At 66.0% G+C, this 12,805-nt stretch carries 9 protein-coding genes; 2 read left to right on the top strand and 7 right to left on the bottom strand.

Annotated features, from left to right (window positions below; all coding sequences use genetic code 11):
• Positions 1 to 212: 212 nt before the first annotated feature.
• The 7 genes from A9513_RS01665 to A9513_RS01635 all read right to left on the bottom strand — a co-directional run bounded on the left by A9513_RS01665 (position 213) and on the right by A9513_RS01635 (position 9,504).
• Positions 213 to 1,160, bottom strand: coding sequence for a helix-turn-helix domain-containing protein (locus A9513_RS01665; RefSeq protein WP_065083806.1), 948 nt, complete (start codon positions 1,158 to 1,160; stop codon positions 213 to 215).
• A gap of 92 nt (positions 1,161 to 1,252) precedes the next feature.
• The gene (locus tag A9513_RS01660) at positions 1,253 to 2,272 is read right to left on the bottom strand and encodes a phosphotransferase enzyme family protein (protein WP_037013574.1); all 1,020 of its coding nucleotides are present in this window, start codon (positions 2,270 to 2,272) and stop codon (positions 1,253 to 1,255) included.
• Positions 2,273 to 2,283: 11 nt separating this feature from the next.
• The gene (locus A9513_RS01655) at positions 2,284 to 3,558 is read right to left on the bottom strand and encodes an aspartate aminotransferase family protein (RefSeq protein ID WP_065083805.1); all 1,275 of its coding nucleotides are present in this window, start codon (positions 3,556 to 3,558) and stop codon (positions 2,284 to 2,286) included.
• Positions 3,551 to 4,870 carry an amino acid permease gene (locus A9513_RS01650; RefSeq protein ID WP_065083804.1) on the bottom strand — a complete coding sequence of 440 codons (1,320 nt, stop codon included), beginning with the start codon at positions 4,868 to 4,870 and terminating at the stop codon, positions 3,551 to 3,553. Before A9513_RS01650 ends, A9513_RS01655 begins: the two co-directional genes overlap by 8 nt.
• A 357-nt stretch (positions 4,871 to 5,227) precedes the next feature.
• Positions 5,228 to 5,560 (bottom strand): DUF1508 domain-containing protein, encoded by a 333-nt coding sequence (locus A9513_RS01645; RefSeq protein WP_037013576.1) that lies wholly within the window; start codon positions 5,558 to 5,560, stop codon positions 5,228 to 5,230.
• A 147-nt stretch (positions 5,561 to 5,707) separates the two neighbouring features.
• On the bottom strand, positions 5,708 to 6,973 hold the full coding sequence (locus tag A9513_RS01640) for a carbohydrate porin (RefSeq protein ID WP_065083803.1): 1,266 nt from the start codon (positions 6,971 to 6,973) through the stop codon (positions 5,708 to 5,710).
• Positions 6,974 to 7,065: 92 nt separating this feature from the next.
• Positions 7,066 to 9,504, bottom strand: coding sequence for a glucose/quinate/shikimate family membrane-bound PQQ-dependent dehydrogenase (locus A9513_RS01635; RefSeq protein WP_065083802.1), 2,439 nt, complete (start codon positions 9,502 to 9,504; stop codon positions 7,066 to 7,068).
• A 312-nt stretch (positions 9,505 to 9,816) separates the two neighbouring features.
• On the opposite strand from A9513_RS01635, the gene A9513_RS01630 reads away from it, so the two are divergent.
• Both A9513_RS01630 and A9513_RS01625 read left to right on the top strand, forming a co-directional pair.
• Positions 9,817 to 11,841 carry a TonB-dependent receptor gene (locus A9513_RS01630; RefSeq protein ID WP_141678324.1) on the top strand — a complete coding sequence of 675 codons (2,025 nt, stop codon included), beginning with the start codon at positions 9,817 to 9,819 and terminating at the stop codon, positions 11,839 to 11,841.
• 264 nt (positions 11,842 to 12,105) lie between these two features.
• Positions 12,106 to 12,729, top strand: a complete 624-nt coding sequence (locus tag A9513_RS01625) for a hypothetical protein (RefSeq protein ID WP_128082467.1) — start codon at positions 12,106 to 12,108, stop codon at positions 12,727 to 12,729.
• The last annotated feature ends 76 nt before the right edge of the window (positions 12,730 to 12,805 follow it).

The raw sequence follows: 12,805 nt of genomic DNA, 5'->3' as shown, positions 1-12,805 counted from the left end.
ATTGGGGGATGAGACTTCTGCCGATGCTAAGTAAGGGCTGGCGTTGTGCCGTTGCGTGTGTCTGCCAAGTGATTGGGTGTGGTTGCCAGATCGGCTGGGAGTGTCTTTTGCAGGGCCGAGGGGACGCCCAGTCCTGGCTCGCGAACCCGATTGACTCGGGAACTGCCGGTGAATTTGTTCGCGAGCAAGCTCGTTCCTACAGATAAAGCCGATCAGCGTGTACGGGAGATTACGGAGGGTTGTTCGGCGTACAGGCGCTTATACAAGGCCGAAAAATGGCTGGAGCTGGCAAACCCCAGGTCCAGCGCCAGGTGCGTGATGCTTTGCTGCGGCTCCTGCTTGAGCCGTCGCCGCGCCTCGGCCAGGCGCAGGCTGAGGAAGAACTGCTGCGGCGTGCTCTGGCAGATCTGTCGGAAGCAGTACTGCAGGGTGCGCTGGCTGGTGTTCAGGTTCTGGCTCAGCTCCAGCAGCGACAAGGGTTGCGAGAGATCCGTCTGCATCCGTTCGATGGCGGCCAGCACCAGGCGGCGATGCTGCGGCAGGGAGCGCGGTGGGCCCTCGCGCGCCGTGTTCGGGAGGATTTCCTCCAGCGCCTGCAGGACATGACTGAGCACCAGCGCAACGGCATGGCCGGCCTGTTGTGGGTCGCCGGTGCGCCATGGCTCGTCTTCGAAGGAGGCGATGGCATCGCACAGACTGCGCCGCAGCGCGCCTGCGCCGATGGACGAGAGCTGCAGGCGGCCCTGGGACAATGCGCGCTCGAACAGCTCGCGCTCCTCGGCGCCGAGCAGGCGTTCCAGCTGCGGTTGGCTGAAGGTCAGGCCGAGCATGTGGATCTCGCCGGCGGCGCAGATTTCCAGCTCGCGCCCGCCTTCGAGCACCAGCAGGGTGTCGTCGTGTAGCGCCTGGCCGTTGAAGCGGGAATCGCGACCGGCGCGCAGAGGAAGGCCGATCACCAGATGGTCGTCCGGCGGCGCCATGTTTTCGTGCAGGTGCAGATTGGAGTGTTCGTAGATCAGCGAGGCGTCGGGCAACTGCACGTGCAGCAGTTCCGCCTGCAAGCGGCCGTGGCCGAGCTGGGTGTAGTCCTGGCTCCAGCCCGCGAGGGCGCAGGCCAGTTCATCGGAGTCGGTTGCCTGGTGGCGGGCTATGCCGGTCATGACGGTTCACCTCGGTTGTGCGCCGAGTATCGGTCAGCGCTGGCGTGCAGGATTGTGCCTGCACGCCAGGGGCTTGTGGCGCTCTGCCAGATTCAGCGGCTCGCCAGGTAGGCGCGGGCCAGGGTGCAGGCGCGTTCGATCAGCATCGGTGCCAGTTCCTTGGCCGTCTGGCTGTTGCGTCGGGTGTGCACCCAGCCCAGGTACGTCGTGCCGCGCAGGGCGAGGAACAGCGGCAGGGCGGCGCGGTCCGCGGCGGAGAGCGGCTTGACCGAGTGGTAGCCGGCCAGCAGCGCGGCTTCGATCTGCGCCAGGCGCGGGTCGTCCTGGCAGAAGTACAGCGCCGTGGCCAGTTCGAACATGTGCCAACCGAAGCCGGCGTCGTCGAAGTCGATCAGCTGCAACTCGCCCGCCTCCAGCAGCAGGTTCTCGGGCACCAGGTCGGCGTGGATCATGCCGAAGTTGCCCAGGCTGCGGCCGTAGCGGCGCAAATCCATGCGCGCCTCCTGGCGGGCGCGCTGGAGCAGCTCGCGCTCATCGTCGGCGAGCAGGTCCAGTTCCCAGAAGCGGCCCCAGAACGGATTGGCGCCGACCAATCCCTCTTCGTCCCAGGCGTGCCGGGTGAACTCGTTGGGCTGTCGCCACTGGGCCGAATTCAGGTGGATGCGCGCGGCCACGGCGCCAGCCTTGTGGAACAGCGCCTCGATGTCACCGTCGGCGCTCAGGCCCTGTTCCGCCGAACCCAGAGTGCTGCCGGACAGCCAGCCAAGCATGTCGACGTAGCGCGGCTCATCGAGCGCGGCGCTGCGCACTTCGGCCAGGTGCTCGCCGTCGCGGGTGCGGATGATGGTCGGCACGCCAATGCCGCCGGCGGCCAGTTGCTCCATCCAGGTCAGCTCGGAGCGCAGCGCCGCTTCGCTGTGGTAGCCACCGCGGTGCACGCGCAGGGCGCTGCGCGTGCCGTCGCTGCGGGTGGCGCAGAACACGGCGTTCTCGCGGTACTTGAGCAGTTCCAGGCCGACGAAGTCGCCGTCCCAGTGGCGCAGGGCATCCAGCGCCAGGTCGCGCAGGCAGGCGATCTGCTGGTCGTGGTCGAGTGAAGAGAAGTCAGTCATGTCGGATTCCCTCAAAGCTCGCCCAGGACCTGGTCCAGGGTGTCGATGAACAGCTCGCCGTGTTCGGCCTGGAAGGGCAGCGGCGGGCGGATCTTGAGGATGTTGTCGGCGCCACCGATCTTGCTGATCAGCACGCCGCGCTGGCGCATGGCGTTGACGATACGTCGCGCTTCGAGCCCGGCCGGCTCGCGGCTGGTGCGGTCGCGTACCAGTTCCACGGCGAAGAACAGGCCCTTGCCGCGCACGTCGCCGATGATCGAATGGCGCTCGGCCAGGCGATGCAGTTCGGCGCTGAGCTTCGCGCCCTGGCGCAGGGCGTTGCCTTGCAGGTCTTCCTCGGCGATCACGTCGAGTACTGCCTGGCCGACTGCGGCGGCCACTGGCGAGCCGCCGAAGGTGTTGAAGTACAGGTTGGCGTGGCCGAAGGTCTCGACGCGCTCGCGCGAGGTCACCAGCCCGGCCAGGGGGAAACCGTTGCCCATGGGTTTGCCGAGGGTGACGATGTCCGGCACGAACGGGTGTGCCTGATGGCCCCACAGGTGCTCGCCGGTACGGGCGAAGCCGGATTGCACCTCGTCGGCGATCAGCAGGCCGCCTGCATCGCGCACCAGCTTGGCCACGCGCTCCAGGTAGCCGGCCGGCAGGCGCGGGATGCCTTCGTTGGCGAACAGCGTGTCGATCAGCATGGCGGCCAGACCGACGCCGGCGGCCTGCAGCTCGGCGATGGCTTCGGCGACCTTGGCCACGTAGCGATCGGCGACTTGCTCGGGCGTACCGTCTGCCTGATACAGGCAGGGAATCGGCACCGCCCGCGCATGGGCCGAGAATGGCTCGGAGCTGGGCAGTGCCGTGGTTACCGCCGCCAGCGAGGTGGTGTTGCCGTGGTAGTTGTAGTCGCTGACGATCACGCCCTTGTTGCCGGTGACGAAGCGCGCCATGCGCAGGGCCAGCTCGTTGGCCTCGCTGCCGGTGCAGGTGAACATCAGGCTGTCCAGTGGCTCGGCGAAGGTCGCGGTGAGGTTCTCGGCGTAGCGCACCACACGCTCGTTGAGGTAGCGGGTATGAATGTTCAATGTCGCCGCCTGTTCGGCCATGGCCGCGACCACTTTCGGGTGGCAATGGCCGACGCAGGGCACGTTGTTGTAGCAGTCCAGGTAACGCTTGCCGTTGGCGTCGATGAGCCAGACGCCTTCGCCTTTCACCAGCTCCAGCGGCTCGTCGTAGAACAGCGGCGAGGCATCGCCCATGACCTGGTGGCGGCGTTGCAGCAGGGTTGGTTCAGACATTCTCGACATTCTCCAGGGGCTTGCCGGCGCGGGTGGCAGCGCGCAGCAGGTAGTTGAGGATCAGTGCGGCGACCACCAGCGCCAGGGCGCTGAGCATGGCCACTTCCAGCTGGAAGCAGGCGGCGATGACCACGAAGGTCAGCAGCATGCCGACGCTGGCGATCACAGGGCCGCCGCGCAGACGGAACGGGCGCGCCAGGCCGGGCTGGCTGCGGTGCAGGCGCAGGTACGCGGCGAACAGCACCAGGTGGCAACTGCCCAGCAGCAGGACGATGCACAGCAGGAGTTTTTCCGGCGGCACCAGGGTCAGCGGCAGGCCGATCACGGTCAGCACCAGCAGGGCGACGTAGGGCGCGCCTCGGCGGTTGGTGCGGGCCAGCGCTGCAGGGAAGAAACCGTCGCGGGACAGGGCGAACAACTGGCGGGAAGCCGAGAACACCACCGAGAAGAAGGTCGCCAGCAGCCCGCACACGGCGCCGGAGCCGACCAGCAGCGGCAGCCAGTCGCGCTCGCCGTACAGCCCGCCGTGGGTCATGGCGGCGTACAGCGGATCGCCGGCGTTGCCGACCGCTTCCACGCCGGCTGCGCCCGGCGCGCTGATCACCACGGTCAGGGCCGTCAGCAGGAGGGTACCGACAGCGGCGATGATCCCGCGCGGCATGCTGTGGCCGGGGTCTGCAGCTTCCTCGGCAGCGGAGGCGACCTGCTCCAGGCAGATGAACATCCAGATGGCGAACGGTACGCAGGCGAACACGCCGGCGACGCTTATGCCCGGCAGTGCGCTGCCAGCCGTGGGCAGCAGGTTTTCCCAGTGCACGTGGGGCAGCATGGCGCCGCCGAAGGCCAGCAGGGCGATGGCGGCCACGGCGCCGGCCAGCAGGGTCAGGCCCAGGGCCTCGCCGACGCCGATGATGTGGATACCGATGATCACGGCGAACAGGCCGATGCGCACCGGCCAGCCGCCGAAGCCGAATACCGACTCCATGTAGGCGGCGAGGAAGTTGGCAGCCGCGCCCGTGCCGATGGTCAGCGCCAGCGCGCACGCCGCGCCGACCAGGTAGCCGACGAAGGGGCCGAAGGCCAGCTGCGCGTAGGCGAACACGCCGCCGGCATGGGGCCGAGCAGTGGAGAGTTCGCACACGCACAGCGCCAGGCCGCCGCAGAGTACGGCCATCAGCAGGGTGGCGACGAGCATGTTGGCCCAGCCGCTACTGGCCAGGCCGTAGTTCCAACCGGAGAACTGCCCGGCGATGACCAGTGAAATGCCGAGCCCGGCGATCTGGGGCCAGCGGAGTACGCCTTGTTTGAGCATGGTGGTTGTCCCTTGCCTGTAATTGATCGAGAGAGTGGACGGCAGTCAGCCACGAGCGCCGGGGCGCAGCGGGCAAGGGAGGGCATCGGCGTGCGCCGACGGATGAATGCGTGGAGTCATGGGGCGGGCCCTTCTTGTTGTTTTGTGGGTTGCACGCTCCCGGCGTCGGATGCGCCGGGCAGGCAGAAGGTACGAAGGGCGTGGGGTGGGGCGATATCAGAATTCCGCAAAGACGCGGGCGTTGGCATTGCCGGTGCGTTAGGGGCCGATTCGGCACCGCGGGGGATGGCTGTTCGGAAAACCAATCACCCACAAAAAAGCCCCGCATTGCGCGGGGCTCTTTCATTCACTCGTCACTCAGGCGTGCGCACGCAGCTCCGAGCTGAGGCCGGCCTGGGCGATCGTTGCGATCGCCTGGTCACGTGCGGCCTCGGAGTCGTACAGCTTGCTGGTCAGCAGTTCTGCACCGGTGTTATCGCGGATCACGAAGAAATTCTTGCCGCCGGGGGACATCTGGCGCTTGTAGCGCTCGACGGCCGCACAGGAGCTGCGGAGGCTGTTGATGGCCTGCTCGGCTGCCTCCTGTGTCGGGTAGGCCGGAGTTTCCAGCAGAGTACCGTGGGCAGTGTTCTTGAGCAGAACGCGACGGTTGCCGCTGCTGAGTTCCTTGATTTCATACCAACCGGGCATGTGTAGCTCCCTATAACCGGTGTCAACGTCCTGCGGGTGTTCCCGCAGGGTGACAGGCCAGTTTAGGAGTACAGGCGTGCTATTTGTATAAGAAAAGTCCTATGAATCATGGGGTTACTGTATCAATTTGTCTCAGGATCGCGTTTCTCAGAAGCTGGCTTTCACCTGTAGGCCGAGCAGCAGGGCGTTGTCGATGTCCTGGCCGGAGAAGGCCCCCGGTTCGATGACGTACTGCAGGTCCGGGCGCAGGGTCAGCCAGGGCGTGGCCTGGTAGCCGTAGCTCAGCTCGATGAGCTGTTCGCCGCTGTCCAGGTTCGGGTAGTCCTGGCTGTTGGCGAGGGCGTTGTTCTCCTGCACTTCGCGGCTGCGCGGGTTGGGTACGGCGCGGCCGTAACCCAGCGCGAGACTGTCTTTCGGGCGGCCTTCGAAGGGCTTGTAGAGCACTACACCTGCGCCGTACCACTTGGTGAAGGGCGAGGCGGCGCTGCTGGCGGCCGAAGCCTGGCCGAACAGGTGCAGGCTGCGGCCCTCGGAGGCCGGATCGTTCCACACCGCCTGGTCGACCAGCAGGTAGTGGCCGCTGCGCCCGGACTCTTCCTTGTTGCTACCGATGCGCTGCACGTCGGAGCTGTCGTAGTACCAGCCCAGTTTGTACTCGCCGGGCAATTCGCCCTGAGGCTTGTAGACCAGTTCGATGGGCACCACGGTGCCGGTGGCGTGCTTGGGCGTGAGGTGCCAGGCGCGGCTGGAGTTGCCGTTGCTTTCCGGGTCGACGTTGAACGCGGCGATGCGCAGTTGCCAGTCCGGAGCGAAGCTGTACTTCACCCGTGCGCCCAGGTGCGCGTTGGGGTAGTTGGTCCAGCCGCTGCCGCCGGACATGTTCAGCGGGTGGCCGCAGAAGCCGGCGTTCATGAAGTTGCAGAGGATACCGCTGTCGAGCCCGCCGACGTCATTGCCCATGGCCATGTAGCCGAGCTTGAGGTTCACCGCCTGGCCCAGGTCGCGCTCGTAGCTCAGCTCGGTCAGGCGGGTATAGAGGCCGCCGTAGTTTTCCTGGATCGGCAGGCGGTTGCCCACCAGGTCTTCCGAGGCGCTGTTGCCGCGGCGGTCGTTGATGGTCAGCTGGACCTTGCCGCCATTCTCCAGGCCGTAGAGTTTCGACAGGTCGAACTGCACGCCCAGCTTGATGTTCTGCGAATAGCGCGCGGAACGGTGCAGGCCGCCGTGGGCGTTGTAGGCGGTCTCGCCGCTGTAGTCGCCGGTGAACTTGACGCCATCTTCTTCCAACTGGTGGCGCAGGCCGCCCCAGTCGCCGGTCATCGTGGATCGTTCGAGCAGGCCTTCTGCTGCCAGCGCAGGCAGCGAGGCGACGCACAGCAGCAGGCCGGGCGTGAGGCGAAGGGAAGTGCGCATGGAGTTTCCTGAGCTTGAAGCGAATAAAAAAGGCGCGGTGGGAGTGCCGCGCCGGAAGGAGGCGCCCGCACGAAGCGGGCGCGATGGGAGGGTTACTGGCTGGCTGTCGGGGTGTCGGGCAGCGCGTAGGCCATCACGTAGTCGCCACGGTCGGTGGACTGACGCGCACCACCGGCGGTAACGACGATGAATTGCTTGCCGGTCTTCGGCGACACGTAGGTCATCGGGCCGCCCTGGCTGCCGACGGGCAGGCGGGCCTTCCAGATCTCCTCGCCGTTGCTGCTGTCGTAGGCGCGCAGGTAGAAGTCCTGGGTGCCGGCGATGAATACCAGGCCGCCCTGGGTGGACAGCGTGCCGCCGAGGGTCGGCAGGCCGATGGGAATCGGCAGGTGCATACGGATGCCCAGCGGGCCGGTGTCTTCCACGGTGCCCACCGGTACCTGCCAGGCCACCTGGCGGGTCTTCAGGTCGATGGCGGTGAGGGTGCCGAACGGCGGTGCCTGGCACGGGATGCCGGCCACCGAGAGGAAGCGGTTCTTGTTCACCGCGTAGGGCGTGCCTTTAAGCGGCACGGCGCCCATGCCGGTGTTCAGTGCCTCGCCACCGCCGGCGGCCGCGCCCTTGTTGGCCGAAGGGATCATCTGGATCCACAGGCCCAGGCGCATATCGTTGACGAAGATGAAGCCGTGCACCGGGTCGGTGGACAGGCTGCCCCAGTTCATGCCGCCCAGGGAGCCGGGGAAGCTCAGCGACAGGTCGGTGCCCGGCGCGGTGTAGAGGCCGTCGTAGCGCATCTTCTTGAAGTCGATGCGGCACAGCAGCTGGTCATAGGGCGTGGCGCCCCACATGTCCGACTCGCTGAGGGTCTGCGCGCCGATCTGCGGCATGCCGACGGATCTGGGCTGGGTCGGCGAATACGGCTCGTCGGGGATGTTGCCCGGCTTGACCGGCACATCCTTGACCTCGGTCAGCGGCTTGCCGGTGGCGCGGTCGAGTACGTAGATCTGCCCGGCCTTGGTGCCGATGACGACTGCCGGAACGGTCTTGCCGTCGGCCACGGGGAAGTCGACGAGGCTCGGCTGCATCGGCAGGTCGAAGTCCCAGAGGTCGTTGTGCACGGTCTGGTAGACCCACTTCTGCGTGCCGGTCGTAGCGTCCAGAGCAAGGATCGAAGCGCCGTAGGTGTGGTCGAGTTTCGTCCGCTCCACGCCATAGATGTCGGTGGAGGAACTGCCCATGGGCAGGAAGACGGTGTTCATCGCCGGGTCGTAGGACATCGGCGCCCAGCTGTTGGGCGTGCTGCGGACGTAGCTCTTGCCGTCCGCCGGGGCCTGCTTGTCTTGCGGGTTGCCCGGGTCGAAGGCCCAGCGCATGGCGCCGGTGATGACGTCGAAACCACGGATCACGCCGCCGGGCATGTCGGTCTGGACGTTGTCCGCGACACGGCCGCCGACCACCACCGTGGTGCCGGCCATCAGCGGAGCGGAGGAGAGTTGGTAGTAGGAGTCGGGTACGTCGCCCAACCCTGCCTTCAGATCGACCTGGCCGTTAGTGCCGAAGCCCTGGCAGAACTCGCCGGTGTCGGCGTCCACGGCGATCAGGCGCGCATCGATGGTGTTGGTCAGCAGACGACGCTGGCAGTTGGCGCCGACCGGAACGCTGGCGGCGATGACCGGCGTGCTGTTCGGCTGGGTCGGCTGTGCGATTTCCTTGGTGGAATCGAAATAGGCCATGCCACGGCAGCGTTGCCAGACCTTGGACTGGGCGTTGATCTCGTTCTTCCACAGCTCCTTCCCGGTGTCCGCGTCCAGCGCGATCAGGTTGTTGTGCGGGGTGCAGATGAACACCTTGTCGCCGACCTGCAGCGGGGTGAGCTGGTCTTCCGCGCCGTTGCCGTCGCTGATCGCCACGTCGCCGGTGTGGTATGTCCAGGCCACCTGCAGCTTGTCGACGTTGCCGCGGTTGATCTGGTCCAGCGCGGCGAAGCGGCTGCCACCCTCGGTGTTGCCGTAGTGTGCCCAATCCTTCTGCGCATGGGCCGGGTCCACCGGCGTCAGGCCGGGGCCCTTGCCGGTGGGCGCGACGCTGGGATGGGCGACGAACATGTTGCCGGCGGCGATGGCCACCAGTACCGCCAGCACAGCGGCGATGCCATTGGCACCACGACCAGCGTTGCGGCCTGCCGAGCGGGCCAGCAGCGGATAGACCAGCGCGACCACCACGCCGATGGCGCTGAACATGAACAGCCGCGAGAACAGCGGCCAGAATGTCAGGCCGGTATCGGCCACGGCCCAGACCCCGGTAGCGACCAGGAAAACGGCGAACAGCCAGGCGCCTGCCGGCTTGCGAAGGGCGATCAGCAGGCCGGAAATCGCCATCGCCAGGCCGCCGATGAGGAAATACCAGGAGCCGCCGAGGCTGACCAGGCGGACGCCGCCGGTAGCCAGGGCGAGGCCGAGGAGGGCGATGATCACGCCCAGGCCGAGGAGGATGAAAGTGCTCGCGCGGGATGCGCGCTCTACTCGTTTCATACAGAAGGTTCTCGCTGTGGAATTCGCCAATTATACGCTTAGCATGCTAATTAACTAGATAGTACAATCGTCGAAGATTAAAATCCTGACGAATGAAATAGCCTCTTGTTCGCCCCTTGCCCACAAGACGCCAATCCACAACAAACCTGTGCAGCGGCTGCCGCGACTGGCAGCATCGCTGCTCGGTCCTACAGAAGAATCCTAGTCACCGTGCCTGCCAACCGCTCTGTCGTGCCCACCCAACTCAAACTGCTGCCGTTGCTGATCTGCGGTGCTGTCCACGGCCAACTGGCCCGCGCCGAAGCCGCGGAGATGGAGAGTGAAGTGCAGCTTGCGCCCATGGTGGTGACGGGCGCCTATGCGCCGGTATCGAGCTTCGACCTGCCGTTCTCCATCGACACCGTGCAGCAGCCGCAACTCAGCGATGGCCAGCTCGGCGTCAATGCCTCCGAAGTGCTGCAGCGGGTCCCCGGCCTGGTGGTGCAGAACCGCCAGAACTACGCCCAGGACCTGCAGATTTCCTCCCGCGGCTATGGCGCGCGCTCAGCCTTCGGCATTCGCGGGCTGAAGCTGCTCAGCGATGGCATTCCCGCCAGCACGCCGGACGGCCAGGGCCAGGCGGCGACGCTGAACCTGGATGTCGCCGACCGCATCGAAGTACTCCGTGGTCCGGCCTCGACGCTCTACGGCAGCAACAGCGGCGGGGTGATCCAGATGTTCTCCCGCGACGGCTATGGCCCGCCGAAGGTCGGTGCGCAGACCACCTTCGGCAGCGACGGCTTCAACAAGAACCACCTCTATGCCGAAGGCGGCACCGACCAGGCCGGCTTCCTGCTCGACGCCTCGCGCATGGACACCGACGGCTACCGCGACCATAGCGCCGCGCGTCGCGACCAGACCTTCGCCAAGCTCAACTTCAAGCCCGACGAAGACAGCCGCCTGGCGCTGATCTACAGCAGCCTGGAGCAGAACGGCACGCAGGACCCGCTGGGCCAGACCTGGGACGCATACCGGCACGACCCGCGCTCGGTGGCAGCGGCGGCCGAGACCTACAACACGCGCAAGAGCATCGACCACCAGCAGCTGGGCATGAACTACGAGCGCTACTTCGGCGACGCGACCCTGCAGTTCAACCTCTATGCCGGCCAGCGCAGCGTGGTGCAGTACCTGTCGATCCCCAGGGGCGTGGCTTCCAATGCCCAGCGCGGTGGCGGGGTAGTGGACTTCGATCGCCAATTCCACGGCGGCACCCTGCGCTGGATCCAACCGGTGCACGGCGTGCCGGGTGAGCTGACCGTCACCACCGGGGTGGACTACGACCGCAGCGAAGACGACCGCAAGGGTTTCCAGAATTTCAGCGGCGACCAGTTGGGTGTGAAGGGCGAGATGCGCCGCAACGAAAACGACATCGCCACCAGCCTCGACCCCTACGTGCAGGCGCGCTGGGAGCTGGGCAACTGGACTTTCGACGCCGGCCTGCGCCACAGCAGCATGAAGATGGAAGTGGACGACCATTACCTGAGCAACGGCGATTCCAGTGGCTCGAAGACGTACCAGCAGAACAACCCGTCGCTCTCGGTGATGTATGCCTTTACCCCGAACCTGCATGGCTATGTCAGTGCCGGCAAGGGTTTCGAGACGCCGACCCAGGCAGAAATGGCCTACGCGCCAGGGCTGGCGGAAAGCTTCAACTTCGGCCTAGACCCCGCCACCAGCACCCAGTACGAAGTCGGCCTCAAGGCGAAGGTCGCCGGCAATACGCGGGTCAACGCGGCGATATTCGAAATCCGTACCGACGACGAGATCGTCGTTGCCAGCTCCACCGACGGCCGCACCAGCTACCAGAACGCCGGCAAGACCCTGCGCCGGGGCTTCGAGCTGGGCGTGCAGAGCGACCTCTCCGAACACTGGCAGGCCAATCTCGCCTATACGCGCCTGGATGCCACCTACGACGAGGACTTCGTCGAGAGCGGCAGCGTGATCGAAAAGGGCAACCACCTGCCCGGCGTGCCCGGCAGCAGCCTGTTCGGCGAGCTGGTGTGGAAGCCCCGGGACGGTATCAGCATGGGCTTCGAAGGCCAGTACCGCAGCAAGGTCTACGTCGAAGACAGCAACCAGGACAAGCCGGCGCCCAGCTATGCGGTGTTCAACTGGCGCACCCGCTTCGAGCAGCATGTCGGGCCCTGGACCTTCCACCAGCTGGTGCGGTTGGACAACCTGCTGGATCGCCAGTACGTCGGTTCGGTGATCGTCGGCGACAGCAATGGTCGTTACTACGAGGCGGCGCCGGGGCGGTCGTGGTACGCGGGGGCGGGGCTGGAGTATCGCTTCGACTGAGCGTCCTGACCGAGGTTATCCGCCGCAAGCCGGTCGGCGGATAACCTGTTCCAGGTTATGCGCCCTACGGTCCTGTGGGGTGCGGATCGCGAGCAAGCTCGCTCCTACGAAATGCGCTGCGGAGCTGATCGGTAGGACCGAGGAGACGCCTGCTCCTTGCTCGCGAACCCATTATCGGCAACGCCGGTCATCGCCCGCGGGGCACCATAACCGTTCCGAATCCTCTATCCTCGCGAGTTTTGAACCGAGCGGGACTTGTGTGTGATGGGTAGATGGGCAATCGGGGCATTGTTGATGTGCGTCGCGGGCTGGGCGTCGGCGGCTGACCCGCTGTTCGGCAAGTACAACTACGGCGCGGCGCAGAAGGGTTTCGGCAAGCAGCAGGGCTTCGTCGAATGCCTGCAGCCCATGGGCGTCACCGCGCGCTGCAAGGACGGTGTCGACTATGCCGGCACGCGCTATCGCCTGGCACTGACCTTCGACAAGCAGAAGCTGGTGGAGGCGGTGTTGTACACCGAATACAACGACGCCGCGTACCGGCGCGTGCTGCAGGAAGTGGCCAAGCGCTTCATGCTGGTGGCCATCGCCGACGACAAGAATGTGGTCGACGTCCTGGCACATACCCTGAACCCGAACCGCACCGAGGCCGACGCCAAGGCCATCGGCGACTTCGAGACCCACGCGTTGCGCAGCGGCATGATCAGCTACCGCCTCTACGAACAGCTCGACAAGTACATCAAGCCGGGTCTGGACGCCCGCCAGGTATTGGCGACGGTGCCGGCGAGCATTCGCGTGGTCGAGGTCACGGTGAAGCATGGCAAGTCGGAGAACTGGCTGATCGTGAAGTTCGCCAAGCCGGGCCTGGCGCCGAAAAAGCCCAAGGCCTGATCCGCGCGAATAAATCCGCTCCCAAAGGAACAGAGCCCCTCACCCTAACCCTCTCCCGCAAGCGGGAGAGGGGACT

The organism is Pseudomonas sp. AU12215 (genome assembly GCF_001675465.2).
Taxonomy (GTDB): domain Bacteria; phylum Pseudomonadota; class Gammaproteobacteria; order Pseudomonadales; family Pseudomonadaceae; genus Pseudomonas; species Pseudomonas nitroreducens.
The sequence above is the reverse complement of the archived record's forward strand: the minus strand, read 5'-3'. Positions and strand labels throughout refer to the sequence as shown.